Here is a 25,493-nt window from a genome sequence, read left to right as displayed (position 1 = left end):
GGTACTGCAGGGGGGACCCTGTGGGAGAGTAGGACGCCGCCGAACAATTCTTGAGAAAACCCCCGTACCATTCGGTACGGGGGTTTTCTGCGTTTAGGCTCAAAGCCATGCGCTATGACCTCGTGATCTTCGACAACGACGGTGTGCTCGTCGACAGTGAGCCCATCTCAAACCGGCTGCTTGCGGCGTACCTCACCGAGCTGGGGCACCCCACTTCGTACGAGGAGTCCATTCGGGACTACATGGGATCGGCGATGCACCGCATCCATGAGATCGTCCTCCAGCGGACGGGGCAGCGATTGCCGGAGAGCTTCGACGACGTCTTCCACACACGGGTGTTCGCAGCGTTCGAGCAGGACCTGGTGGCCGTGGCCGGGGCATCCGGAGTCCTGGAGAAGCTGGCCGCGGACGCCGTGCCGTACTGCGTGGCGTCCTCCGGGAGCCATGAGCGGATCCGGGTGGGGCATCGCACGACCGGGCTCGACCGGTGGTTCGACGAGGGGCGGATCTTCAGTTCACAGGACGTCGGACGGGGGAAGCCGGCCCCGGACCTCTTCCTGTACGCCGCCTCGCGGATGGGGGTCTCGCCGGAGCGGTGTGTCGTCGTAGAGGACAGTCCCCTCGGTGTGCAGGCGGCCATCGCGGCCGGGATGGACGTCTACGGCTTCACCGCCATGACGCCGGCGGAGAAGCTCGCCGGCGCGAGCGGACTCTTCTCCGACATGGGGCAGCTGGCCGACCTGCTGGTGTGAGCCGTTCCCGCAGGACGGCCCCAGGCCGAAGATGAGGCAAACTCATCTTTGGCTGGATCTACCCACGGGTAGGCCGGGGCCCTACGCTCGCCGCCATGACTCAAGTGCTGCGGCGCGGCAGGGGCTCGTTGGCGTTCGGCTTCCTGGTGCAGGGTGTCGCCTTCGCTCTGCTCGTGACGAGGATCCCGGCCATCCAGGACCGCTACGGGGTGTCCGACGCGCTGCTGCCGGCGTTCCTGGCCGCCGTACCGATCCTGGCCGGGGTCGGGAGCGTCGCCACCGAGCGGCTGGTGAAGCGGGTGCCGCCGAGCCGGCTGCTGCGGTGGTCCCAGCCCGTGGTGCTGCTGGCGCTGCTCGGGGTCGGGGCCGGGGAGCGGATGGTGGAACTCGGGGTCGCGCTGGCGGCGTTCGGGCTCGCCGTCGGGGTGCTGGACGCGTCGATGAACATGCTGGGGGTGAGCCTGCAGCGGTCGTACGGGCGCAGCATCATGCTCAGTTTCCACGCGGCCTACAGCCTGGGCGGGATCGTAGGGGCCTCGTTGGCCTGGGTCGGTGCGCACTGGCATCTGGCGTTGTGGGTGTCGTATCTGCCGGTGGTACTGGTGCTGTTCCCTGCTGTGCTGGTGGGGAGCCGGTGGTATGTCGACGACCGGGATGCGGGGCCGGTGGCGGAGGAGAAGGGCGGGGACGGCCAGGTGGTCGTCTTCAAGTGGCTGTTGCCGCTGTGCCTGGTGATGACGGTCGCGTACATCGGGGACTCGACCGTCTCCAACTGGAGCGCCAAATACCTGCAGGACGTGCTCGGCAGCTCGGAGCAGATGGCGACGGTGCCCTACAACGTGTACATGGTCACCACGCTGCTGGGGCGGGCGGTCGGGGACCTCGGGGTGCGGCGGTTCGGGGCGGTCGCGGTGGTTCGGGGCGGGGCGCTGGTGGCGGCGGCCGGCTTCGCCGTGGTGGCGACCGCTCCTGGGGCGTGGGTCGGGATGCTGGGGTTCACGCTGCTGGGGCTGGGACTGTGCGTGCTGGTGCCGCAGACGTTCGCGGCGGCCGGCCGGTTGTTCCCGGGGGCCTCGGACGCGGCCGTCGCGCGGCTGAATGTCTTCAACTATCTGGGGTTCTTGATCGGTTCGCCGTTGGTCGGGGTGCTCGGGGATCTGTGGAGCTATCGCGGGGCCATGCTGGTGCCGATGGTGTTGGTGCTGGTGACGCTGGTGTACGCCCGGTCGTTCGCGCCTCAACCGGACCGATACGGTGGCGGGCATGAGCGGCCGCGCACAGCTGATGTGGGACGAGGCAGTAACGGGCTATGACTTCGGTCCGGGGCATCCGATGGACCCGGTCCGGCTCGCCCTGACCCGGAAACTGGTCGATGCCTTCGGGCTGGACCGTGAGGTGGAGATCGTCGCCGCGAAGGCGGCCGGGGAGTCGACGCTGCGGCTCGTCCACCGTCAGGACTACATCGGGGCGGTGAAGGCCGCGTCGGCGGACCCGGCGGCGGCGGACCAGGCGTACGGGCTGGGGACGATGGACGATCCGGCGTTCGCCGGGATGCACGAGGTGTCGTCGCTGATCGCCGGGCAGTCGGTCGGGGCGGCGGAGGCCGTGTGGCGCGGTGAGGCGCTGCACGCGGTCAACTTCGCGGGCGGGCTGCACCACGCGATGCCGGGTGGTGCGTCCGGGTTCTGCATCTACAACGACGCCTCGCTGGCGATCGCCCGGCTGCTGGAGCTCGGGGCGGAGCGGGTGGCGTACGTCGACGTCGACGTGCATCACGGGGACGGGGTACAGGCGGCGTTCTGGGAGGACCCGCGGGTGCTGACGATCTCGCTGCACGAGCACCCCCGGACGCTGTTCCCGCAGACCGGATGGCCGGAGGAGACCGGGGCGGACTCCGCGGAGGGTTCGGCGGTGAATGTGGCGCTGCCGGCCGGGACGGGGGACGCCGGATGGCTGCGGGCGTTCCACGCGGTGGTGCCGGAGCTGATCGCGGACTTCCGGCCGCAGGTGCTGGTGACGCAGCACGGGGCCGACACGCACTTCGAGGATCCGCTGGCGCATCTGGCGGTGTCGCTGGACGCGCAGCGGGCCGTGCAGGTCGCCTGTCACGACCTGGCGCACGAGTACGCCGACGGGCGGTGGGTGGCCCTGGGCGGGGGCGGCTACGCGGTGGTGGACGTCGTGCCGCGCTCGTGGACGCATCTGGTCGCGATCGCGGCGGGCCGGGCCGTGGCGCCCGAGGCGGTGATTCCCGAGGGCTGGCGGCAGGAAGCGTTCGCGCGGACACGGCAGTTGGCCCCGGCACGGATGACGGACGGGCGCTGGCCGGTGGAGTGGTCCGGCTGGGAGGCGGGGTACGACCCGGCGGACCGGCTGGACCAGGCGGTGCTGGCGGCCCGGCGGGCGGTGTTCCCGCTGCGGGGGCTGCTGGCGTGAGGGGCGGTGTTCCTGCTGCGGGCTGCCGGCGTGAGGGAGTGGTGCCGGGCGTAGGCCGAGCGTGCGGTGTTCGCGGGTTTTCGGGACAGGTGGAGTTCCGGTCACGCACGATCTTCGTGTGCTGACCACCGAAGCCCTGCGTGCGCACCTGGTGGGCGCGCGGCTCGCCGGGACCGTGGCGACCTCGCGGGAGGAGAGCCTGCGTCGTTACCGGCTCTTCGCCGCCCGGGACCCCCGGGTGCTGCTCGGCCTCGATCCCGAAGGTGCCTGGGGGCAGCGGGAGTTGATCGAGCTGATGGCGGACCGGTGTGGTGTTTCGGCCGATTGCAGGCAGGTTTCCGGCCAGGACGTGATCGATCCGGAGCGGACCCTGGCGGCGTTGGACGCCTTCGCGGAACGCCTCGCCGAGGCCGCCCGGCGGGGTGCTCCCGTACTCCTCGGCACCGGGCACCCGCACCGGCTGCTCGGTTTCTACGGCGCTCTGGCAGACGCGCTGTCGGCGGCGGGATGTGCCGTCCTCACCCCCGCGCAGGGTCGTCGTGTCGACATAACGACCCGGTTCGGTCTACGTACGTACAACCTCGACTACGTACGAGGAGTCGCGCTGGTGCGGACCCCCGGCGCCGAACGCCCCGGTTGTGAGCCCGGCGCACATACGCACTCACCTCTCCCGGTTCGTACCGTACTGGCCGCTTGTGCGGAGGTCGGCGGGCCGTTTCCCGAGCTGGTGATCGGGGACCACGGGTGGGTCTGCGGGGCAGGTCAGCTGGGGTTCGAGGCCATCGGGCCGGCCGATACGGACGACCCGGCGCCGTTCGTGGGAGAGGCCGAGGGGTCCGTGTCCGTGGTCGTTCCACTTGATGACGGCGTGCGATCCGATTACTACCTGCCGCTTACCCGCTACGTACTCAATCGGGCGTGTCTGTCACAGTAGGCCGCCGATGGGTGCACCTCTTCCCCACTCGCATCACTGGCACCTACATTGGGGAGTGAGCACGCAGCGACGAAGAGTCACCGGAAGGGGAAGCCGGTGGCCGTCGAGTGCGGAAGGTTCAGGTGTGTCATGGCTGCAGCTGGCGAGAGGCCTCTGAACGAGGTTCAGTTCCTTACCGTGGCGGAAGTCGCCTCGGTGATGCGAGTGTCGAAGATGACCGTGTACCGGTTGGTGCACAGCGGTCATCTGCCCGCGATCCGTGTGGGGCGGTCCTTCCGCGTCCCGGAGCAAGCGGTTCACGAGTACCTCCGCGAGAGTTATGTGGGGGTGGAAACCGCCTGACGGCAGGGTCGGGGCGGTCCTCACAGGGCACTTCGGGCCTCCCCGGCCTCCTCGATTACGACCTCAGCGCTCGGACGGGTAGGCTGGCCCCTCGTAGGTCGTATGGGCCCATGGCGCCCAAACACCGAGTGATGAGAAGTGAGCGAGGGTAGTCGTGGGCTCTGTTATCAAGAAGCGGCGCAAGCGGATGGCGAAGAAGAAGCACCGCAAGCTGCTCAAGCGCACGCGCGTTCAGCGTCGTAACAAGAAGTAGGTTCGCGACGCGGACGCCGCGAGAGCGTTGCTGTGGCCCCCCACCGCCGGTGGGGGGCCACACGCATATCCGGCCCGCCGTCCGCCGGTTCCGGTCACTTCACGCATCGGGCGGTCATCACAGCGCAACAGCAACCCGCTAAGTTGGCCCCACGGGGGAACGCGGCGGGGGCGAGAGGTTCTGGAAGGAAGGCGCTGATCTTGGGCAAGGTCGTGCTCGTGACCGGAGTGGCCCGCCAGCTGGGGGGCCGGTTCGTCAGGCGGATCCAGCGGGACCCCGAGGTGGAACGGGTCGTCGCCGTGGACGCGGTGCCTCCCGAGCATCATCTGGGCGGTGCGGACTTCATTCAGGCCGACATCCGGCAGCCCGGCATCGCGCGGGTGCTCGCCGAGACGGGCGCCGACACGATCGTCCACCTGGACGTGACGGGCACGCCGCTGGGCAGTGGCAGCCGGACCTCCCTGAAGGAGACCAACGTCATCGGCACCATGCAGCTGCTCGGTGCCTGCCAGAAGTCCCCGTCCGTGCAGCGGCTGGTCGTGAAGTCCAGTACGAACGTCTACGGTTCCGCGCCGCGCGACCCGGCGGTGTTCACCGAGACGACCCCGCCCAAGTCGCTGCCCAGCGGCGGCTTCGCCAAGGACACCGTCGAGGTCGAGGGCTACGTCCGCGGCTTCGCGCGCCGGCGGCCCGACGTGGCCGTGTGCGTGCTGCGGTTCGCCAACATCCTGGGCCCGACCGCGGAAACCCCGCTCGCCTCGTACTTCGCGCTGCCGGTGCTGCCGACCGTGTTCGGCTACGACCCGCGGCTGCAGTTCGTGCACGAGGACGACGTGATCGAGGTGCTGCGGATCGGCTCGCACGAACCCCGGCGGGGCACGCTCAACAGCGGCACCTTCAACATCGCCGGCGACGGTGTGCTGCTGCTCTCCCAGTGCTCCCGGCGCCTGGGGCGCCCCACCGTGCCCCTGCTGCTCCCGGCGGTCACCTGGGCGGGCTCGCTGGTGCGTACCCTGGGGATGACGGACTTCTCGCCCGAGCAGATCCGGCTGCTCACGCACGGCCGGGTGGTGGCCACGGGCCAGATGCGCGAGACGCTGGGATTCCAGCCCAAGTACACGACCGCGGAGACGTTCGCGGACTTCGCCCGCAGCCAGGGTCCCGGACTCCTTCCGCCACAGGCCCTTGCGGGGGCCGTCGACCGGATCGCCGACCTGCCCCTCGCGGGCGGCGGACACCTCCCGACGCAGAGCGCCAACTGAGGAGCGCATCAACGATGGCGGACGCCAAGGTCATTCCGTTCGACGACGACCGGTCCCGGGGGAGCGCCGTGCAGCGTCCCCAGCGGCGCCGGAGCGCCGGGAACCGCCGGCCGGGCGCGGAGTCCGTGCCGGTACGTGAGGTGCAGCCCCTGCCCACCAGGGCTGTTCCGCAGGATGATGTTCCTGTGACTTCTGAGGAACAGCCGCCGGAGCCTTCGGGGGACGGCGAGGGCGGTCTCGAACGGCGGATCGCGAGCGGCCTGGCCTTCCTGCGCCGCCGCCTCACCGGGGACTACGAGGTCGACGACTTCGGCTACGACGAGGAGCTCACCGACCAGGTCCTGATGTCCCTGCTGCGCCCGCTGTACGACACGTACTTCCGGGTCGAGGTGAAGGGCGTCGAGAACATCCCGGCCGAGGGCGGGGCCCTGATCGTCGCCAACCACTCCGGCACGCTGCCGATGGACGGCCTGATGATGCAGGTCGCCGTGCACGACAATCATCCGGCGGGCCGGCATCTGCGCCTGCTCGCCGCTGACCTGGTGTTCATGCTGCCGGTGGTCAACGAGCTGGCCCGCAAGCTCGGTCACACCCTGGCGTGCGCCGAGGACGCCTCCCGGCTGCTGGAGCAGGGTGAACTGGTCGGGGTGATGCCGGAGGGCTTCAAGGGCCTCGGCAAGCCCTTCGCGGACCGCTACAAGCTGCAGCGCTTCGGCCGCGGCGGTTTCGTCTCGACGGCTCTGCGCGCGGGGACGCCGATCATCCCCTGCTCGATCGTCGGGGCCGAGGAGATCTACCCGATGATCGGCAACGCCAAGACGGTCGCCCGGCTGCTCGGCTTCCCGTACTTCCCGATCACGCCGACGTTCCCGTGGCTCGGGCCGCTCGGGGCGATCCCGCTGCCGACCAAGTGGACCATCCAGTTCGGCGAGCCGATCCCGACGGACGGCTACCCGCCGGAGGCGGCGGAGGACCCGATGCTGATGTTCAACCTGACCGACCAGGTCAGGGAGCAGATCCAGCACACGCTGTACAAGTTGCTGGTGCAGCGGCGGTCGGTGTTCTTCTGACGCCGGGGTTCGCAACGGCCCGCCGGTCGCTCGGAGCCGTCGGACGGAGTCCGGCGCGGCTGCCGGAAGCCTGCGGAGCAGTGCGAGGGCAGCAGACAGGAGGGGCCAAGTTGCTGGTGCAGCTGCGGTCGGTGTTCTTCTGAGCCTGTCCGCTGTGCGCCTGTCCGCTGTGCCGCCCACGGAAGATGGTGGGGGCGCCCCTTGCCGAAGGGGCGCCCCCACCGTCACCGTCTAGTCCGCGTCCTCGCTGTCGATGCCCAGGCCGGGCAGCAGCCCTGGCAGGAGCGGCGGGAGCGTCACGTCCGGCTCGGGGACGGGTGTGTTGCCCTCGGCCGACGGGGAGGTGCTCGCCTCGCTGTCCTTCGGTGGGTCGAGCAGGCCGCCGGTGTTGCCGCCGAGCAGGCCGTCGCTGTCGCCGCCGGAGCCGGCCGAGCGGCTGGGACTGCCACTGCCGGTGCTGCCCTCGTCGCTGTGCCTGCTGCCGCTGTCGCTGGGGCGGGTCGAGCGGTCGGTGCCGGAGGAGCCGCTGGGAGCCGACTCGGTGGCGCCCTGCCGCTTGCCGTCGCCGCCGCCGGTGGCCGGGGGCTCGGGCAGCAGGGACCGCAGCGGGGCGACGTCCTCCTCTATGGCGTCGAACACCGAGGAGACCTCCTCGCTGACGTCTCCCAGCTGGACGGGCAGTCGCTCGCGCAGTTCGCCCCAGGCCTGGCGGTGGGAGTGGGAGAACGCCGACAGGGCCTGCATGGGGCCCAGGGAGTCCGGGTCGCGCTCGTACGCCTCGCTCAGCAACCGGTGGCCCTCGGACGCGTCGTGCCGCATGCCCGACAGGGCACGGCGGATCTCGCCGAGGGACTCGTGGTCCAGGGGGCCGCTGCGGCCGCGCTCCATCAGGCGACGGGCTTCGCGGAGCCGGGTGGAGGCGTGGTCGAGGTACACCCGGCCGCGTTCGTCCGCCCCGTCGGCGAGGCCGAGCTTGACGTCCTCGATGCCGCGCTTGAGGCCGTAGAGCGAGTCGCCGGGCAAGGCTTCCGAGCTGGCGGCGGAGACTCCGCCGAAGGCGCTCGCGGCCACCCCGACACTGAGTCCGCCCGCGGTGAGGCCCTTGGCGAGCCGGGAACGCGGCCGGAACTTCTTCAGCGAACCCGCGCGGTGCGCGCCCCGGGACCGGGATCGCTGCTCGGGGACCGCACGGTCCGTCGCCCCGCCGCCCGCGGTGCCCTCCTGGAGCATGGCCTCGAACGCGGCCACCAGCTGGGCCCGCTGAACGACCTTGACCTCCGGGTCGAGCTCCGGCTTGGGCAACGCGCCGAGACCCGAGGCGAGCGCCAGCTGGCGGGCCTGCTCACTCGGTTCCGCGACTGCCGGGGCCGGTGCCGATCCTTCGGGCTGCTCGGCCGCCGTGCCCTGCTCGGACTGCTCCTCCAGGGCCTGGGCGAAGGCGTTCGCCCGCCGGTGCGCCGATACGTTCGCGATCACTGGCGGCACCTCCTCTCGTCATGACGGTCGACTCCCCAGGGGGTCCTGAGGGTTGCACACCCTGATCACGACCACACGATCGAGTGATCGGAGTCGGCCAGGGGGTGACCACAGGGAGCCTGCATCCCGCACAACGAGTGGCGCGGCACTTGGGTTACGGACGCTGGATGATCGGATGCCGAAGTCAACGGACTTTCACGGTCCGTGAGTTGGATGTCGCCGTGCGTACGGGGCGGTCAGCGGGCGTCTTCCGGCAGGAGCCGGGCGAGGGTGCGGACGGCCCGGTACTGGAGGGTCTTGATGGCGCCCTCGTTCTTGCCCATGACACGGGCGGTCTCCGCGACGGAGAGGCCCTGGAGGAAGCGGAGTGTCACGCACTCCTGCTGCTGGGGGTTGAGCCGCCGTACGGCGTCGAGCAGGGCGGCGTTGGAGAGGGACTCCAGGACGGAGTCCTCGGGGGAGCGCTCGACCTCGTTGGCGTCGAGCATCTCGCCGGTGGTGACCTCGAGGCGGAAGCGGCTGGACTTGAAGTGGTCCGCGACGAGGTTGCGGGCGATGGTGACGAGCCAGGCGCCGAAGTCGCGGCCCTGCCAGGTGAAGGTGCCGATGCGGCGCAGGGCACGCAGAAAGGTCTCGCTGGTGAGGTCCTCGGCTGTGGCCTTTCCTCCGACGCGGTAGTAGATGTACCGGTAGACGGTGTCGCTGTACTGGTCGTAGAGGCGGCCGAAGGCGTCGGACTCGCCGGCCTGGGCACGCTCCACGAGGTCCATCATCCGGGCGCTGTCGCTGTCCGCGGCCGGCCGGCGCGCGGTGGCCGCCCCGGACGGGCGGCCTCGTCTGCCGACCGCAGCGCTGCCGTCGGCCAGTGCGTAGCACGGGCCGACGGGCGCGGCGGTGGCGAATGCGGGGACGGCGTACGCGGTGGGGACGAAGCCGCGCAACAGGTCTTGGACCGTTGCGCGCAGCGTAGCCAGGCCCGAGGCGTCAACCCCGACGTGTGGGTACACGGGACTCCCAGAGGCAGAGCTTCCATCACGTGCAGTACGGGACCTTTCACCCGTCGTAGCGACGGAGGGGTACCGGATTGCGTCTGAGGAGAATAACGCTTCGTACAGGCACTGCTACACCGAGTTGCTCAAATCATCGGTTACGTCGCTTCCGTAACCCATTGACGCCGAATCAAGTACCGGACCCTGAACGGTTGTTGATCGAAAAGGTTCGGATTGCAGCTGAGTCCAGGGCGTGTTGTGGCCGTGTGCAGCCAAGAGGACTGGATACGAGGTTGTGGGGGTACGCCAGTTGGATTTACGGCGATTGTCAGGCCGTAAACATCCGTGTCCCGGTTTGATCGGGTGGTCAGCGGCGGCGGCGGTGCAGGGCGATGGCCGCCGCCGTGCCGCCGGCGACCGCGCCGACGCCCGCCGCGGCGGGGATGCCGACCTTGGCCGCCTTGCGGCCCGTGCGGTAGTCACGCAGGCGCCAGTCCAGCTCGCGGGCGTGCCTGCGCAGCTTGCTGTCCGGGTTGATGGCGTAGGGGTGGCCGACCAGCGAGAGCATCGGGATGTCGTTGTGCGAGTCGCTGTAGGCGGCGCAGCGGCCGAGGTCCAGGCCCTCGGCGGCGGCCAGCGCGCGGACCGCCTCGGCCTTCGCGGGGCCGTGCAGCGGTTCGCCGACGAGCTTGCCGGTGTAGACGCCGTCGACGGACTCGGCGACCGTGCCGAGGGCGCCGGTCAGGCCGAGGCGGCGGGCGATGACCGTGGCGATCTCGACGGGGGCGGCCGTCACCAGCCAGACCTTCTGGCCCGCGTCCAGATGGGCCTGGGCGAGGGCGCGGGTGCCGGGCCAGATGCGCTCGGCCATGTACTCGTCGTAGATCTCCTCGCCGATCGACTGCAGTTCGGCGACGCGGTGGCCCTGGACGATCGACAGGGCCGAGTCGCGGGCCTCCTGCATGTGTTCGGGGTCCTCGACCCCGGCGAGGCGGAACCACGCCTGCTGCCACGCGAACTTCGCCAGCTCGCGCGTCTCGAAGAACTTCCGCTTGTACAGGCCGCGCCCGAAGTGGAAGAGGGCGGCGCCCTGCATGACGGTGTTGTCCAGGTCGAAGAAGGCGGCGGCCCGGTCGTCGCCGTGCACCGGGAACTGCGGTTCCTCGGTCGTGCCGGCGGCTTCCTGCGTGGATTTGCGGGCTGCCTCCGCCGAGGCCTCGCCTGCCAAAACGCTCCGCGCCGTGGCGGAGCGCCTACGGGGAGTGAGCCATCCGAGAGCGGCCATGGCGTGAGCATAGCCAGTTTGTTCGGGGGTTCCGGAGTCAGAAGGTTGGAAGCATGTGAACTCTCGGCGAGCGTGTCGTCAAAGACGCCGCGCGGGACGGACGCGCCCGGCGTGTCCCCTGGCGCTTTCGCGGGGGTACCGCTTGCCGCCGGGCGCGCGACAATGGCCGACATGAGTCCCCTCTTCCGTCGCACGCCCCCTCGGGACCGGCTCGTCACCCTGATCCGCAAGCCCGGCTGTCATCTGTGTGATGACGCACAGGTCGTTGTGGAGAAGGTGTGCGGTGATCTCGGAGTCCCCTGGGAGCAGAAGGACATCACCGAGGATCGGGAACTGCACGACCAGTACTGGGAGCAGATCCCGGTCGTGCTGGTGGACGGCATGCAGCACACGTTCTGGCGCGTGAACGAGGACCGCCTGCGCAAGGCGCTGACCGCCTGATGCCGCCCGGCGGGCGACTGACCGATCAGTCCAAAGTGGTCGCCGGGTCGCTTAGGATCGATGGTGACTTGGTCTCGGGGGCGGGATTCACTGAGGAGAGTGTGCGGTTTTGCCCCCAGAAGACAGGGACCGGTGGTGCGTATGTGCCGGTTCCCCGCGCGTGCGCCGGGGGCGCGTGACCCCGGTCACGTTGGCCGGGCAAATCGGACACCATCTTTGTGCACGCGTTCACAAAGACATAGCCTGCTTTCGACGGGGCGGTCATGTAGGGACGTATGACCGCCTACAGCCCCGCTCTACCCGCAGGAGCACCGTGGCAACTGGCCGAACTCACCGACCGGCGACCCGCAGCCGAGGGATTCCCGAGGCCACCGTCGCCCGGCTTCCGCTGTACCTCCGCGCTCTGACCGCGTTGTCGGAGCGCTCGGTGCCCACGGTCTCCTCCGAGGAGCTCGCGGCCGCGGCGGGGGTCAACTCCGCGAAGCTGCGCAAGGACTTCTCCTACCTCGGCTCCTACGGGACCAGGGGTGTCGGCTACGACGTCGAGTATCTCGTCTACCAGATCTCCCGCGAACTGGGGCTCACCCAGGACTGGCCGGTCGTGATCGTCGGTATCGGCAACCTCGGCGCCGCCCTCGCCAACTACGGCGGTTTCGCCTCCCGCGGTTTCCGGGTCGCCGCGCTGATCGACGCCGACCCCGCCATGGCCGGCAAGCCCGTCGCCGGGATCCCGGTGCAGCACTCCGACGACCTGGAGAAGATCATCCAGGACAACGGCGTGTCGATCGGTGTCATCGCCACCCCCGCCGGTGCCGCCCAGGCCGTCTGCGAGCGGCTCGTGGCCGCCGGTGTCACCTCCATCCTGAACTTCGCGCCGACCGTGCTGTCCGTCCCCGAAGGCGTCGACGTGCGCAAGGTCGACCTCTCCATCGAGCTGCAGATCCTCGCCTTCCACGAGCAGCGCAAGGCCGGGGAGGAGGCCGCCGCCGCCTCCGACGGGGGCGTCCCGACCGCCGCCGTCCGCAGCGACTCCACCGACCAGGGACCGGACGGGGACATGCCCGCCGTGATGCCGGCATGAGCCTCCTCGTCGTCGGACTCAGCCACCGCAGCGCCCCGGTCAGCGTCCTGGAACGGGCCTCGCTCAGCGCGGACGCCCAGGTCAAGCTGTTGCAGGACACCGTCGCCGCCGAACCGGCCACCGAGGCCGCGGTGCTCGCCACCTGCAACCGCATCGAGCTCTACGCCGACGTGGACAAGTTCCACGCCGGTGTCGCCGAGCTGTCCACGCTGCTCGCCCAGCACAGCGGCGTCGGCCTGGAGGAGCTCACTCCCTATCTCTACGTGCACTACGAGGACCGGGCCGTCCACCACCTGTTCTCGGTGGCCTGCGGACTGGACTCCATGGTCGTCGGCGAGGGGCAGATCCTCGGCCAGATCAAGGACTCCCTGGCCCGGGCCCAGGACCTGCACTCCGCCGGCCGCCTCCTGAACGACCTGTTCCAGCAGGCCCTCCGGGTCGGCAAGCGCGCCCACTCCGAGACCGGCATCGACCGCGCCGGCCAGTCCCTGGTCACCTTCGGCCTGGAGCAGCTGGCCCGGGGCGGCGACGTACAGCAGTGGGCCCGGGGCAAGAAGGCCCTGGTCATCGGGGCCGGTTCGATGTCCTCCCTGGCCGCGGCCACGCTCGCGCGGGCCGGGGTCGCCGAGATCGTCGTCGCCAACCGCACCCTCGACCGCGCCGAGCGGCTCGCCCGGATATTGAGCGAGGGCGACGACACGGACGTGCTGGCCCGCGCGGTACCGATGGAGTCGGTGCCGGCCGAGCTGACACGTGCCGACGTCACCGTCTCCTGTACCGGCGCGACGGGTCTGGTCCTGACGGCCGAGTCGGTCGCCGAGGCGATCGAGGGCCGTACGCCCGCGCCGTCGGACGTGCCCGGCGAGGACGGCCCGGGCACGCCGGGCGGCGCGTCCGGACCCGCGACCGGCCCGGGTGCGCAGCGCGGCGGCGCGTCGGGCACCAGCCTCGGCGCCGAGGACGGCTGCCCGCTGGAGCTGTCCTCGGTGCAGGGAACCGCCGGGTTCTCCGTGCTGGGCGAGGCGGCCGTGGCCGGGATGGCCGCCGCAGACCTGGAGCAGCACGCGGCGTGGGTGGACAACGGCACAGCGGGCGGCGCCCAGCGTGCGGCGGGCGGTCCGGCCCGGCCGGGCGCGGTCGGCACGCTCGACCCGGCCGCGGACACCGACGCCATCGCGGCGCTCGCCGCGACCGCCGCCACCCTCGGCCGGATTCCCGAGCGCCGCAGGCCCGAGCCGGTCGAGGAGCCGCAGCGGCCCGAGCCCGTGCTCTTCCTGCTGGACCTGGCGATGCCGCGTGACATCGACGCGGCCGCGCACCGGCTGACCGGGGTGCGGCTGGTGGACATCGAATCGCTGGCGGAGGCCTCCGCGGGCGCTCCGATGGCTGCCGATGTGGACCAGGTCAGGCGTATCGTCTCCGACGAGGTCGCGGCCTTCGGCGCAGCACTGCGGGCCGCGCACATCACCCCGACCGTGGTCGCCCTGCGCACCATGGCCGCCGATGTCGTGGCCGGCGAGATCGCCCGGCTGGACGGACGGCTGCCCGGCCTCGACGACAAACACCGAGCGGAGATCACCCAGACCGTGCGGCGCGTGGTGGACAAACTGCTCCACGCGCCGACCGTGCGGGTCAAGCAACTCGCGGCCGAACCCGGCGGCGCCGGGTACGCGGACGCGCTGCGGACCCTGTTCGACCTCGACCCCGAGACGGTTGCCGCCGTCTCCCGGGCCGAGGACAGCACAGAGAAAGACCGAGGCCCGGCATGACCGACAAGACGCTGAGGCTAGGCACCCGGCGCAGCAGGCTCGCCATGGCCCAGTCCGGGCAGGTGGCGGAAGCCGTGAGCCGGGTGACCGGGCGACCCGTCGAGCTCGTCGAGATCACCACGTACGGCGATGTCTCGCGCGAGGCGCTGGCCCAGATCGGCGGCACCGGCGTGTTCGTGACCGCCCTGCGCGACGCGCTCCTCAAGGGCGAGGTCGACTTCGCGGTGCACTCGCTGAAGGACCTGCCGACCACGCAGCCCGACGAGCTGGTCGTGGCCGCCGTGCCGGTACGCGAGGACCCGCGGGACGTGATCGTCGCCCGGGACGCGCTGAAGTTCACCGACCTGCCCTCCGGGGCCCGCATCGGTACGGGTTCGCCGCGCCGCATGGCGCAGCTCAACGCGTACGCCCGCAGCCACGGCCTGGACATAGCGACGGTCCCGATCCGCGGCAACGTCGACACCCGCATCGGTTTCGTGCGCAGCGGGGAGCTCGACGCCGTCGTGCTGGCCGCCGCCGGACTGAACCGGATCGGCCGCGGTGACGAAGTGACCGACTTCCTGTCGGTCGACACGGTTTTGCCCGCCCCCGGCCAGGGGGCCCTGGCGATCGAGTGTGCCGCGGTCAACGCGGACCTCATCGCCGCGCTCGCCGAGCTCGACGACCCGTTCACGCGGCTCGCCGTAACGGCCGAGCGATCACTGCTCGCCGCCCTGGAAGCCGGTTGCAGTGCCCCTGTGGGCGCGCTGGCCGACTTGCCCCCACTCTCGGATCCGCTCGAGCGGGGGGACCCCCAGGCCGACGGGCAGATTGTCAAGGAAATGCGCCTGCGCGGAGTCGTCGGTACCACCGACGGCACGCGCATGGTGCAGCTGTCCACCACCGGTCCCGTGCCCGAGACGCACGACGGGGCAATGGCGCTCGGTCGCGAACTCGCGGCCGAGATGCTCGCCCAGGGCGCGGCCGGTCTGATGGGGGAGCGAGCACATTGAGCCCCACCGCCCTTTCCGCCGGTCCTGAACACGGGCACGTCACCTTCCTGGGTGCCGGACCCGGAGATCCGGGACTACTTACTCTGCGCGCCGTGGAGGCGCTGGCGCACGCGGACGTCCTCGTCGCCGAGCACGAGGTGCTCGACGTCGTACGTCAGCACGCCAGGCAGGGCGTGTCCGAAGTGCACACGGATACGGATCCTTCCCAGGATCCTGCTCCGGGCACAGGAGCGCCCCAGCTGACGGTAGTTGACGGCACGTCAACCACCGCGGCCGTCCCTGTGGTGCGGGATGCCGCACATCTTGTCATGGAGGCCGCGCGGGGCGGCAGGCGGGTCGTGCGTGCCGTGTCCGGGGACCCCGGACTCGACACGTACGCCGCCGAGGAGATGCTGGCGTGCGCCGCCGCCGGGGTGCCCTTCGAGGTCGTCCCCGGCATCGCGAGCGCCGTCGGCGTGCCCGCGTACGCCGGTGTGCCGCTGCGGGACGCGCAGGGCGCGGACGTGCGGTTCGTGGACGCGCGGACGGCGTCGGACCGGTGCTGGACGGAGGTCGGGGCGTCGGACGGCACGGTCGTCGTGTCCACGACGCTGGACTCCGTCGCCGCGGCGGCCGGCGAGCTCGTCTCCGCCGGACGCAAGCCGGACACCCCGATGACGGTCACCGTGGCGGGTACGACGACCCGGCAGCGCACCTGGTCCGCCACGCTCGGCACGATCGCCCAGACGCTGAAGCAGCTGAAGGTGCTGCCCTCGCCCGAGGGCGGCCGGCCGGTGATAGCCGTGGTCGGTGAGCGTTCCGCCGCCGCCCAGCGCGACCAGCTCGCGTGGTTCGAGTCCAAGCCGATGTTCGGCTGGAAGGTGCTCGTGCCGCGTACGAAGGAGCAGGCGGCGTCGCTCTCCGACCAGCTGCGGTCGTACGGGGCCGTGCCGCACGAGGTGCCGACGATCGCCGTCGAGCCGCCGCGCACGCCCCAGCAGATGGAGCGCGCGGTCAAGGGGCTCGTCACGGGCCGCTACGAGTGGATCGCCTTCACCTCGGTGAACGCGGTCAAGGCCGTGCGGGAGAAGTTCGAGGAGTACGGGCTCGACGCGCGTGCCTTCGCGGGCATCAAGGTCGCGGCCGTCGGCGAGCAGACGGCGAAGGCGCTGATCGCGTTCGGTGTGAAGCCGGACCTGGTGCCGAGCGGTGAGCAGTCGGCCGCGGGTCTGCTGGAGGACTGGCCGCCGTACGACCCGGTCTTCGACCCGATCGACAGAGTGTTCCTGCCGCGTGCGGACATCGCCACGGAGACGCTGGTGGCCGGGCTGATCGAGCTCGGCTGGGAGGTCGACGACGTCACGGCCTACCGGACCGTGCGGGCCTCGCCGCCGCCGGCGGAGACGCGTGAGGCGATCAAGGGCGGCGGGTTCGACGCCGTTCTCTTCACCTCGTCGTCGACCGTGCGGAACCTGGTCGGCATCGCCGGCAAGCCGCACAACGTCACGGTGATCGCCTGTATCGGCCCGGCCACGGCGAAGACCGCCGAGGAGCACGGGCTCCGGGTGGACGTCATGGCTCCGGAGCCGTCCGTGCACAAGCTGGCGGAAGCCCTGGCCGACTTCGGCGCGAAGCGCCGGGTCGCGGCGGTGGAGGCCGGCGATCCGGTGACGCGGCCGAGCGAGCGGCGGCCGGGGGCGCGGCGGAGGCGGTCGACGACCTGACGTGGAGGCGGGGCGTCCTTTCGGGGGCGCCTCTGGGGACGATGCCCCGCTGTCCCGGACAGGGACGGTGGGGCATTCCCTATGTGCGCGAAGGGCAACGGCCTTCCGATCGCCGTCCTGGAGTTGAAGAAGGCCGACAGCAACGACAGTGCCCGTACCGCGTACGACCAGCTCCAGGGCTACCGGCGTGAGCTGAAGGGGACCGGCCACCCTCGCCTCCGACGGGATCACCGTCCGCCTCGTCACTCCGTTCACGCCGTGGCAGCGCATGGCCCCCTGGCACGCCGACGAGCACGACGTCATGCTCCGCAAGCCGCGTCCTCGTCAGTGGCTGGACGCGTACGGCAGAAAGGTCGCCCAGGTGGTGGGGGTGAGGGCGAGGCGGGAACCGTCTGGGATCTTGGAGTCGCGCACGTGGACGCTGGCCAACGTGGTGGCGACCTCAACGCAGGAAGGACCGTCGTCCGAGCTGTAGCTGCTCTTTATCCACTCCAGCTTGCCGTCGGCTCCGTCAGAGGACTTGAGGGTCATGACTCTCCCAGCACTTTCTCGATGAAGGCCAGCGACTCCCGTGGCGTGAGAGCCTGCGCCCGGATGATCCCATAGCGCATGTCGAGGACCGTGGTCTCTTTTGGGTCGGTGATCACGCGGTTGGTGAGCTGGACTTCGTTCAGGCCCACGGCCGCTCCGTCCTTGAGCTTGAGGAGTCGGAAGGGGCCGCCGAGGCCTGAGTTGTCCTCCCGGCTAAGAGGCAATACCTGTAGGTCGACGTTCCGCAGGTGGGCCACTTCCGACAGCCGTTCGAGCTGGTTGCGCATCACCATCTTGCCCCCGATCAGGCGGCGCAGCGTCGCTTCGCACAGCACAAAGCTGAGAAGGGGGCGAGCTGTTGGGGCGCTGAAGATCTCCTGACGATCCAGCCGAGCGGCCACCCTCTGCTCCAACTCCTCTTCTCCGAACTGTGGCCGCCGAGAGCTGAACACTGCTCGCGCATATGCCTCGGTCTGCAACAGTCCATCGATGACGCAGTTGTTGTAAGAGCAGATCTCGATGGCTTCCGCTTCCAGGCGCTTCACGTCTCGCACCTTCTTCGGGTATCGGGCTTCCGCCACGTCCCCCTTCATCGCCGCGATCCTGCCGCCCGCCCTCAGCGCATCGTCCGCCGCGTCCAGGTACTCCGGCCGCGGGATCCGCCGCCCCCGCTCCCCGGACGAGACCAGCTCCTCCCCGTATCCGATGGCCGCCCCGAACTCCGCCTGAGTGAGGCCGGCCGCCTCCCGCCACAACTTCAGCTGCCGTACCACCGTCCGCATCACGGCCCCGGCCTCATCGTCACAGCGCCTGCCACTCTTCGCATCGAGGTCACCGACGCCCGGGGCGAGCAACTGCCCACGCGGGCACGGGCGAGCGCAGGGGCGGAGCCCGCCGGGTCCGGTCATGGTCTGGTCCTGGTCGAGGCGCTGGCCGACCGCTGGGGTGTGCGAACAGGCCCGGTGCCGTGCAAGACCGTGTGGGCCGAGCTCGATCTCGGTGCGTGAGGGTGACGTGCCGCCGATGTGCCGTACCGGCGCCCGGAAGCACGTGGGCCGGTGCGGTGCGGGCCGGGGCGGCGGGCGGTAAAAGACCAAAGAACCCGGGGAAAAGACCTCCCAACCAACCAAACCCCGCCTACGTCACCCTGCCGGGTGAAACCGGTGGGTGCGAGTGGCGCGGTGGCCGTTCGGGCGTGCAGTCTCGCCCCAGGCAACATCACAACCCCACACATGCATCGGCCCTCGCCGGGACTGCAATCCCAGTGCGAGGGCCTGACCAACGAGGAAGTCGAGACCTTCCCCATGGCTGAGAAGAAGCCTAACGCTGCCGTGCGCCCGAAGCAGGAGCTTCGGCAGACCACCACCCACTCCGGTGTCACCCACGTACGGGCGTACCAACCCGACCGGTACACGATCGTCGGCAACCACCTCGCCCAGCACCGAGAGCTGTCGCTGACCGCCATCGGGCTGGCGACTCACATCCTGTCGCTGCCGGAGGGCGCCCCGGTCGACATCCGCAGCCTCGCCGAACGCTTCCCCGAGGGCCGGGACCGGATCGCCTTCGCGCTGCGGGAGCTGGAGGCGCGCGGCTATCTGGAGCGGGTGCGGGAGCGCACGGAAGCGGGCCGCCTGTACACGCGGACCTACGCCCACCATGCCCCCGCATCCAATGTCGCCGCCCGTACCTCCGACGGTCCCGTGGTCGGTGCGCAGGCCAGGGAAAGGGCCCAAGAAGACGACCAGGCCTCCGACCCGTCGGGCGCGCTTGAAACGGCTGCGGCTACGCGGGAGTCACCGCGTGGCCGTAGCGCAGCAGGTTCTCCGGGTCGTAGACGGCCTTGTCGTGGCGCAGGCGTTCGTAGACCTCCGGGGTCCAGGCGCGGGCACGGTCCTGTTCGTCGCCCGGGGTGCCGTGGATGTTGACCATGGTGCGGCCCGTGCCGTACGGGGTCATGGCGCCGTAGAGGCGGCGCGTGGCCTGTTCGACGGCCTCGGCGACGGGCGGGGCGGGCATGATCCCGACCGACTCCATGAAGTAGCGGGCGTCGCGGGCGCACACGGCGTCCTCGACGGCGGACGGGCGGGACAGCGCGCCGCCCATGTGCCGCAGTGAGGCGACGAGGAGTGGGTGCTCGGCGCCGGCCGCGGGGCCGACCTGCTCCAGGAACGTGTCGATGGCGTCGGAGGGCAGGTCGCGCAGGAGCATGCAGCACTCCCGTGCCGGGAGCGGGTCCTGGGGTTCCATGTGGATGCGGTCCACGGCCGCGTGGTCCATCACCTCGACCGTGTCGACGGCCACGGGAACGCACGCGCGCAGCGGCGCGATCAGGGCTTCGCCCTCGGCCGCCTCGCCCGGCCAGGCGATCGCCACCCGGGCCCAGAAGCCGCCGCGCAGGGGTTCCGGGATCTGCGGGATGGGCGGCAGGCGCAGCACCGAGAACATGCTGCACATCTCGTCCGGGACGGTGCGGGTCCAGTCCGTCCAGGTCCGCAGCAGGGTCTCCGCGTGGTCGGCGGGGCAGTGGATGCCGCCGCCGTAGAGCCGGGGCAGGGGCAGCAGTTCGGTGACGAGCGAGGTGACGACGCCCACGTTGCCCTTGCCGCCGCGCAGGGCCCAGAACAGTTCCGGCTCGTGCCGGGGGTCCGACTCGCGCAGGTGCCCGTCCGGGGTGACGACCTGGAAGGAGCGGACCAGGTCGGCGGCGTAGCCGTAGGCCCGGCCGAGGACCGGGAGTCCGCCGCCGAGGACGTAGCCGATGACGCCCGCGTCGGTGGAGGTTCCGCAGAGCCCTGCCAGGCCGTGGGGGGCGGCCGCGGCCATGACGTGGCTCCACTTCGCGCCGGCGGCGATGGTGGCCGTACGGGTGGCGGGGTCCACGTGTACGTCCGTCATGCGGGACGTGTTGATCAGCAGCCCGTGCTCGATCGGGAAGTTCGCGCCGTGGCCGGTGGCCTGGACGGCGACGGGGGTGCGGGTGGCGCCGGCCCAGCGCATGGCGGTGACGATGTCGTCGGGGCCGGTCGCCCCGATGGCCACGTCCGGGGTGTGCAGGGCGGCCAGGTTGAAACCGGTGACTTCGTCGGCGTAGGCCCGTTCGCCGGGGCGCACGACGGGGCCGTTGATCTCCGAGAGGGCGAAGAGGTCGGGCATGTGGTGGGGGGCGGTCATCGCGTCCTCCGTGGGGCGGGTACGGAGGGACGGCGGCGGTGTGGAGGCCGTCGGGGTCCTTGTTGTTTCAGGATGGACCTGGGGGGTGCCGGGCGCATTGCGGGGCTGTGGGCTGCGAGGTGCTCGGCGTGGGGGCTGGGCGCGGGGCGTTTCGCAGCCCGGGCGGAGCGGGGTGCGGCTGCGCCCACCCGTGCCGTCCTTAGCGGCACGCATGCCCGCAGCGGGGGTGGCGCGCATGCCAGCAGCGGGGGCGGAGGCCGACAAGGCGTCGGTATCGGGGGGTTTGGGGCGGGCGTAGCGTAGTGGGCATGACGACGTACGGATCTTTTCCCGGTACTCGGCCGCGGCGGCTGCGGAGCAACCCCGTCATGCGTCGAATGGTCGCCGAGACCCGGCTGCACCCCGCCGATCTCATCCTTCCGGCCTTCGTGCGGGAGGGCATCGGCGAGCCCGTGCCGATCACCGCCATGCCGGGGGTCGTGCAGCACACCCGGGACAGTCTGAAGAAGGCCGCCGCGGAGGCCGTCGCGGCGGGGGTCTCCGGGATCATGCTGTTCGGCGTGCCGGAGGAGTCGAAGAAGGACGCGCTCGGCACGCCGGGGACCGACCCGGACGGGATCCTCCAGGTCGCCCTGCGGGACGTGCGGGCCGAGGTGGGGGACGACCTGCTCGTCATGTCCGATCTCTGCCTCGACGAGACCACCGATCACGGGCACTGTGGCGTGCTCGACGAGCGGGGGCGGGTCGACAACGACGCGACCCTGGAGCGGTACGCCGAGATGGCCCAGGTGCAGGCCGACGCCGGAGCCCATGTCGTCGGGCCCAGCGGGATGATGGACGGGCAGATCGGGGTCGTCCGCGACGCCCTCGACCAGATCGGGCGGGAGGACGTCGCCATCCTCGCCTACACGGCGAAGTACGCATCGGCCTTCTACGGGCCCTTCCGTGAGGCCGTCGGCTCGTCCCTGCAGGGGGACCGGAAGACCTACCAGCAGGACCCGGCGAATGTGCGTGAGTCGCTGCGGGAGCTCGCCCTCGACCTGGAGGAGGGCGCCGACATGGTGATGGTCAAGCCGGCCGGGCCCTACCTGGACATCCTCGCCCGGGTCGCGGACGCCGTGGACGTGCCCGTCGCCGCCTATCAGATCTCCGGCGAGTACTCGATGATCGAGGCCGCCGCCGAGAAGGGCTGGATCGACCGCGACCGGGCGATCATGGAGGCGCTGACCGGCATCCGCCGGGCGGGTGCGCGCAACATCCTGACCTACTGGGCCACCGAAGTGGCCCAGAAGCTCAAGGACCAGTAGGTCTTCCGGCTTCAGTAGGACAGCGCGTCGTCCATGTCGCGCAGCCAGTACGTGACCGTGAGCGTGCTGTCGTAGTACACGCCCTTGGCCGGCAGGGCCGGGATCGCCGCGGGGCCGCCGTCGCTGTTCGGCGTGCGGCCCTGGAAGCCGACCGTGAGCTTGCGGGCGGTCGTGCCCCATTCCCCGCTGCCGTCGGCCGCCGACAGCGAGACGCCGGCGTAGCCGGACTCGCCGGGCGCCAGGGTCGTCACCGCCTGCGGCCTGGAGTCCTTGACCGGCTGCGGGACCCACTGCATCTCGTCGAAGCGCAGCACCGGGTAGTAGGTGAGGTCGCACGTCTTCGAGCCGGTGTTCTTCACCGTGAGCAGCATGTGGTTGAGGGGACGGCGGACCGGCTTCGCGGTGACGGTGGTGTTGGAGCCGTTGCAGGAGACGCGGGTTGCCGTGGGGTTCTTGGCGGCCGTCCTGTCCTTCGCGGGCTGCGGGGCCTTCTGGTCCTGCGCGGCGGTCCGGTCCTGCGTGGCCTTCTTGTCCTTCGCCGCCTGGGTACCGGTCGTGCCGCTCGTGCCTCCGCCGCTGTTCGCGCCATCGGCCGGGTGGGTCGCCGTGACCGTCGCCGAGGCCGGCTGCTGGGCGGCGCCCTCGTCCTTCGTGCCCGTGCCGTCCTGGCACGCCGTGAGGGCGAGGGCGGCCAGGAGGGCGACGGGGAGGGCGTGGTACTTGCGCATGACTGCGTTTCCTTTCGGACAAAGGCGGTTGGGAAGCAGGCCAGGGCGGGTCGCGCTGCCGGTGGTCCGGGAGCGGCGTGCTTGGATGACCAGAGCTTGTGCGGTGGTCCGTCCCGGCCGCCAGACCCGGCGGACGACACGGGACGTTGGAACACCCGCGCATGCTCTGACCAGGGAGGACAGTCATTCCCTGGAACGGGGGAACGGGACACGGGGCATGGAGGAACGGTGTCGGGAGGCACGGCCGCGGATGATTTCGCCGCGCTGTTGGGGGAGTTGAAGGAGCGCTCGGGGCTGAGCTACGGCGTGCTCGCCAAGAGGCTTCACATGAGTACGTCCACGCTGCACCGGTACTGCAACGGGGATGCCGTGCCTACCGATTACGCGCCGGTGGAGCGGCTCGCCCGGCTCTGCAAGGCGTCACCGGGGGAGCTCGTCCAGCTGCACCGGCGGTGGGTGCTGGCGGATGCCGGGCGAGTGCGGAAGGGGGGCGGCTCCTCGGAGTCGGCGTCTCCAGAAGTGACCTCTTCGGAGGTGACTTCGCCGGAGGTGACCGCAGCTTCGGAGGTGACTTCCCCGGAAGCGGCCTCTCCGGAGACGGCTTCTCCAGGCGCCGACGTTCTCGCGTCGGAATCCGGCTCTCCGGACGACGAAGGGCAGTCGGAGGGATCCGCGCGGGGCCGCCCCCGCCGCGCCCTGCTGGCCGGTGTCGCCGCGGCCGTGGTCCTCTGCGGGGTCGGTCTCGCGGTGGCCGTTCCCTCGGGCGGGACGGGCGACGAGGGACGGCGCGGCACAGCGGTCTCCGGCGGTGATGGCGGCCCGGAAGGCGAGGACGCGGCGGCTTCTGTGCCGCCATCGGCCGGTTCGTCCTCCGCGGGCAGCGAAGACGGGGGCGAGGGAAAGGGAAAGGACGAGGAGAAGAAGGGCCAGGGAAGGCAGGCCGCCTCCGCGTCCCCCACCCCGGCCGCTCCCGGCGCCGGCAGCGGCACCGGCAGCGGTGACCGCCCCGGGCGTGACGCCGCCCCCGCCTCCGCCCCCCTCACCGTGGACACGGAGCCGCACGCCTGGGAGAGCCCCTGCTCCCAGCGCTACTTGATCAATCTGCCGCCGGGCCGGGTAAGGCCGCCGCCGCCGGAGCAGGACGCGCCCGGCTGGGTGGCGGCGACGGGGGCCGTGCCGTCGGGGGAGCAGTTCCTGAAGCTGACCGTGCAGGGGAGGGGCGAGGAGACCGTGGTCGTCAAGAGGCTGACGGTCCGTATGGCCGGGAAGCGGGCGCCCCTCGCCTGGAACGACTACGCCATGGGGTATCCGGGCGTCGGCTGCGGCGGTGGCGTACCGACCCGGTTCTTCACGGTCGCCCTCGACGCCACGCGCCCCGGTGTCGTGCCCGAGGCGGGGCACGCGAACTTCCCGTTCAAGGTGAGCGAGTCCGACCCGGAGGTGTACTACATCCGCGCCGACGCCTCCGCGTACGACGTCAGCTGGTACCTGGAGCTGCACTGGTCCAGCGGCGACCGTTCGGGCACGCTGACCGTGGACGACCACGGCCGGCCCTTCCGTACGAGCGGCAACAACGGGCGCCCGGCCTACGAGTTCCCGCTGGGCGGCGAGAAGTGGGTCGAGGAGGGGACGACGGAGTAGTCCCGGGGCGTGCTCCGCGGTGGTCGTGCCGCACGGGCACCATCAAATCCGTTGAACCGTTAGGTGGTTGACCGTCGTAGTGGTTGTTGATTGAACCACCTATCTCCAGGGAGACGCCGATGTCCGATGCCCTCAGTCAGGATCCCGCCGAGCTGCAGAGGAGGATCGACAGCAGCAAGGCGCACCCGGCCCGGGTCTACGACGTCTTCCTCGGCGGCAAGGACCACTACCCCGCCGACCGGGACGCGGCCGCCGCCGCGCTGGCCGCCAATCCGCGCGGGTACCTCGACGTACGGCACAACCGCGACTTCCTCCGGCGCGCGGTGACCACACTCGTGGAGCAGGACGGCATCCGGCAGTTCCTCGACATCGGCACCGGGCTGCCCACCGCCGAGAACGTGCATCAGATCGCGCAGCGCGTCGCACCCGAGTCGCGGGTCGTGTACGTCGACAACGACCCGGTGGTGCTCGCGCACGCGCGCGCCCTGCTGACCAGCGGTCCCGAGGGGCGTACGGACTACATCGACGCCGACCTGCGGGACCCGGCCCGCATCCTCGAACAGGCCGCCAAGACCCTGGACTTCGACCGGCCGGTCGCGCTCTGTCTGGTCGCGATCCTGCACTTCGTCGCGGACGAGGAGGCGTATCCGCTGGTGAGCGGGCTGCTCGACGAGCTGCCCGGCGGCAGTCGGCTGGTTCTGAGCCATCTCACCGAGGACCTCAACCCCGAGAACATCCGCGCGGTCCAGCGGACCTACACCGAGCGCGGGTTCACCTTCGTGCTGCGCTCCCGGGCCGACGTCGAGCGCTTCTTCACCGGGAACGGGCTGGAGATCGCCGGCCCGGGTGTCGTCCCCGCGCACCGCTGGCGGCCCGACCACGCCGCCCCCGTCCCCGAGCAGCCGGAGGAGTCCTTCCTCGCCGGGCTGGAGGAGATCGAGAAGGTGCGGTACCGCGACATCAACGACGTCACGGACGCTGACATCAACGTGTACGCGGCGATCGGCGCCAAGGGCTGAGGCGCCGGCCTGCGGGACGGCCTTCGCCCCCGGCCTACGGGTGGCCTTCCGCCCCTGGCTGCGGGGCGGCCTCCGTTCGTGGCTGCAGACGGCCTCCGTTCCTGGCTGCGGGGTGGCCTCCGTTCGTGGCTGCGGGGCGGCCTCCGCCCTGGCTACAGGTGGCCTTCGCTCCCGGCTGCGGGGTGGCCTCCGCCCCGCCCGGCCGCGGGACGGAGGTCGTCGTGCCGACCCGGCGTCCGGATCCCGGAAACCTGCTTGTAGGTGGCACGTACCTCCCTAGGCTGCGGGCACCAAGGCGTCACCGCAGCCGA

The 25,493-nt window shown here is 71.0% G+C and carries 23 protein-coding genes; 16 read left to right on the top strand and 7 right to left on the bottom strand.

Annotation, left to right across the window (positions count from 1 at the left end; all coding sequences use genetic code 11):
- Positions 1–107: 107 nt before the first annotated feature.
- The 8 genes from ACFY9S_RS39375 (at position 108) to ACFY9S_RS39340 (ending at position 7,049) form a co-directional block, all read left to right on the top strand.
- The gene (locus ACFY9S_RS39375) at positions 108–752 is read left to right on the top strand and encodes an HAD-IA family hydrolase (protein WP_391138753.1); all 645 of its coding nucleotides are present in this window, start codon (positions 108–110) and stop codon (positions 750–752) included.
- 95 nt (positions 753–847) lie between these two features.
- Positions 848–2,065, top strand: a complete 1,218-nt coding sequence (locus ACFY9S_RS39370; RefSeq protein ID WP_391138751.1) for an MFS transporter — start codon at positions 848–850, stop codon at positions 2,063–2,065.
- Positions 2,016–3,188 carry an acetoin utilization protein AcuC gene (locus ACFY9S_RS39365; RefSeq protein WP_391138749.1) on the top strand — a complete coding sequence of 391 codons (1,173 nt, stop codon included), beginning with the start codon at positions 2,016–2,018 and terminating at the stop codon, positions 3,186–3,188. Before ACFY9S_RS39370 ends, ACFY9S_RS39365 begins: the two co-directional genes overlap by 50 nt.
- 118 nt (positions 3,189–3,306) lie before the next feature.
- Complete coding sequence (locus ACFY9S_RS39360; protein WP_391138747.1) at positions 3,307–4,122, top strand: phosphatase; 816 nt, start codon at positions 3,307–3,309, stop codon at positions 4,120–4,122.
- A 129-nt stretch (positions 4,123–4,251) separates the two neighbouring features.
- Positions 4,252–4,464 carry a helix-turn-helix domain-containing protein gene (locus tag ACFY9S_RS39355; protein ID WP_004984898.1) on the top strand — a complete coding sequence of 71 codons (213 nt, stop codon included), beginning with the start codon at positions 4,252–4,254 and terminating at the stop codon, positions 4,462–4,464.
- 154 nt (positions 4,465–4,618) lie between these two features.
- A complete protein-coding gene (locus ACFY9S_RS39350; protein WP_003948845.1) occupies positions 4,619–4,717 on the top strand; it encodes a 30S ribosomal protein bS22 in 99 nt (32 codons plus the stop codon).
- A gap of 200 nt (positions 4,718–4,917) precedes the next feature.
- Entirely contained in the window at positions 4,918–5,979 is a 1,062-nt protein-coding gene (locus ACFY9S_RS39345; RefSeq protein ID WP_391138745.1) for an NAD-dependent epimerase/dehydratase family protein, read from the top strand.
- Positions 5,980–5,993: 14 nt separating this feature from the next.
- Positions 5,994–7,049, top strand: a complete 1,056-nt coding sequence (locus tag ACFY9S_RS39340) for a 1-acyl-sn-glycerol-3-phosphate acyltransferase (protein ID WP_391138743.1) — start codon at positions 5,994–5,996, stop codon at positions 7,047–7,049.
- Positions 7,050–7,280: 231 nt separating this feature from the next.
- On the opposite strand, the gene ACFY9S_RS39335 is transcribed toward ACFY9S_RS39340, so the two are convergent.
- The 3 genes from ACFY9S_RS39335 to ACFY9S_RS39325 all read right to left on the bottom strand — a co-directional run bounded on the left by ACFY9S_RS39335 (position 7,281) and on the right by ACFY9S_RS39325 (position 10,799).
- Positions 7,281–8,525: a DUF5667 domain-containing protein gene (locus tag ACFY9S_RS39335; protein ID WP_391138741.1), complete on the bottom strand. Its 1,245-nt coding sequence runs from the start codon at positions 8,523–8,525 to the stop codon at positions 7,281–7,283.
- 236 nt (positions 8,526–8,761) lie between these two features.
- The gene (locus tag ACFY9S_RS39330; RefSeq protein WP_030840376.1) at positions 8,762–9,532 is read right to left on the bottom strand and encodes an ECF subfamily RNA polymerase sigma factor, BldN family; all 771 of its coding nucleotides are present in this window, start codon (positions 9,530–9,532) and stop codon (positions 8,762–8,764) included.
- A gap of 349 nt (positions 9,533–9,881) precedes the next feature.
- The gene (locus tag ACFY9S_RS39325) at positions 9,882–10,799 is read right to left on the bottom strand and encodes an HAD family phosphatase (protein ID WP_102910697.1); all 918 of its coding nucleotides are present in this window, start codon (positions 10,797–10,799) and stop codon (positions 9,882–9,884) included.
- A gap of 171 nt (positions 10,800–10,970) precedes the next feature.
- On the opposite strand from ACFY9S_RS39325, the gene ACFY9S_RS39320 reads away from it, so the two are divergent.
- The 5 genes from ACFY9S_RS39320 (at position 10,971) to ACFY9S_RS39300 (ending at position 16,785) form a co-directional block, all read left to right on the top strand.
- Entirely contained in the window at positions 10,971–11,240 is a 270-nt protein-coding gene (locus ACFY9S_RS39320; protein WP_391138739.1) for a glutaredoxin family protein, read from the top strand.
- Between the two features lie 313 nt (positions 11,241–11,553).
- A complete protein-coding gene (locus ACFY9S_RS39315; protein WP_391138737.1) occupies positions 11,554–12,321 on the top strand; it encodes a redox-sensing transcriptional repressor Rex in 768 nt (255 codons plus the stop codon).
- Positions 12,318–14,090 (top strand): glutamyl-tRNA reductase, encoded by a 1,773-nt coding sequence (locus tag ACFY9S_RS39310; RefSeq protein WP_391138735.1) that lies wholly within the window; start codon positions 12,318–12,320, stop codon positions 14,088–14,090. The genes ACFY9S_RS39315 and ACFY9S_RS39310 overlap by 4 nt, the downstream gene beginning before the upstream one ends.
- The gene (gene hemC / locus ACFY9S_RS39305; RefSeq protein ID WP_391138733.1) at positions 14,087–15,082 is read left to right on the top strand and encodes a hydroxymethylbilane synthase; all 996 of its coding nucleotides are present in this window, start codon (positions 14,087–14,089) and stop codon (positions 15,080–15,082) included. Before ACFY9S_RS39310 ends, hemC begins: the two co-directional genes overlap by 4 nt.
- Positions 15,079–16,785: a uroporphyrinogen-III synthase gene (locus ACFY9S_RS39300; RefSeq protein WP_391138731.1), complete on the top strand. Its 1,707-nt coding sequence runs from the start codon at positions 15,079–15,081 to the stop codon at positions 16,783–16,785. The genes hemC and ACFY9S_RS39300 overlap by 4 nt, the downstream gene beginning before the upstream one ends.
- Positions 16,786–17,109: 324 nt before the next feature.
- Here ACFY9S_RS39300 and ACFY9S_RS39295 read toward each other — a convergent pair whose 3' ends face one another.
- The 3 genes from ACFY9S_RS39295 to ACFY9S_RS39285 form a co-directional block, all read right to left on the bottom strand.
- On the bottom strand, positions 17,110–17,316 hold the full coding sequence (locus ACFY9S_RS39295) for a DUF397 domain-containing protein (RefSeq protein ID WP_391138729.1): 207 nt from the start codon (positions 17,314–17,316) through the stop codon (positions 17,110–17,112).
- Positions 17,313–18,098 (bottom strand): Scr1 family TA system antitoxin-like transcriptional regulator, encoded by a 786-nt coding sequence (locus ACFY9S_RS39290; protein WP_391138755.1) that lies wholly within the window; start codon positions 18,096–18,098, stop codon positions 17,313–17,315. Before ACFY9S_RS39290 ends, ACFY9S_RS39295 begins: the two co-directional genes overlap by 4 nt.
- Positions 18,099–19,098: 1,000 nt before the next feature.
- Positions 19,099–20,487 carry an FAD-binding protein gene (locus tag ACFY9S_RS39285; RefSeq protein ID WP_391138727.1) on the bottom strand — a complete coding sequence of 463 codons (1,389 nt, stop codon included), beginning with the start codon at positions 20,485–20,487 and terminating at the stop codon, positions 19,099–19,101.
- 308 nt (positions 20,488–20,795) lie between these two features.
- On the opposite strand from ACFY9S_RS39285, the gene hemB reads away from it, so the two are divergent.
- Positions 20,796–21,794 (top strand): porphobilinogen synthase, encoded by a 999-nt coding sequence (gene hemB, locus ACFY9S_RS39280; protein WP_391138725.1) that lies wholly within the window; start codon positions 20,796–20,798, stop codon positions 21,792–21,794.
- Positions 21,795–21,805: 11 nt separating this feature from the next.
- Here the strand turns inward: hemB and ACFY9S_RS39275 are convergent, their stop codons facing one another.
- Positions 21,806–22,522, bottom strand: coding sequence for a DUF4232 domain-containing protein (locus ACFY9S_RS39275; protein WP_391138723.1), 717 nt, complete (start codon positions 22,520–22,522; stop codon positions 21,806–21,808).
- Positions 22,523–22,750: 228 nt separating this feature from the next.
- Here ACFY9S_RS39275 and ACFY9S_RS39270 point away from each other — a divergent pair, with 228 nt between their 5' ends.
- Positions 22,751–24,163, top strand: a complete 1,413-nt coding sequence (locus ACFY9S_RS39270) for a helix-turn-helix domain-containing protein (protein WP_391138721.1) — start codon at positions 22,751–22,753, stop codon at positions 24,161–24,163.
- A gap of 119 nt (positions 24,164–24,282) precedes the next feature.
- Positions 24,283–25,182: an SAM-dependent methyltransferase gene (locus ACFY9S_RS39265; protein ID WP_391138719.1), complete on the top strand. Its 900-nt coding sequence runs from the start codon at positions 24,283–24,285 to the stop codon at positions 25,180–25,182.
- Positions 25,183–25,493: the final 311 nt, after the last annotated feature.

Origin of the sequence: Streptomyces sp. NPDC012474 (assembly GCF_042955185.1) — a bacterium.
Taxonomy (GTDB): domain Bacteria; phylum Actinomycetota; class Actinomycetes; order Streptomycetales; family Streptomycetaceae; genus Streptomyces; species Streptomyces cahuitamycinicus.
The sequence above is the reverse complement of the archived record's forward strand: the minus strand, read 5'-3'. Positions and strand labels throughout refer to the sequence as shown.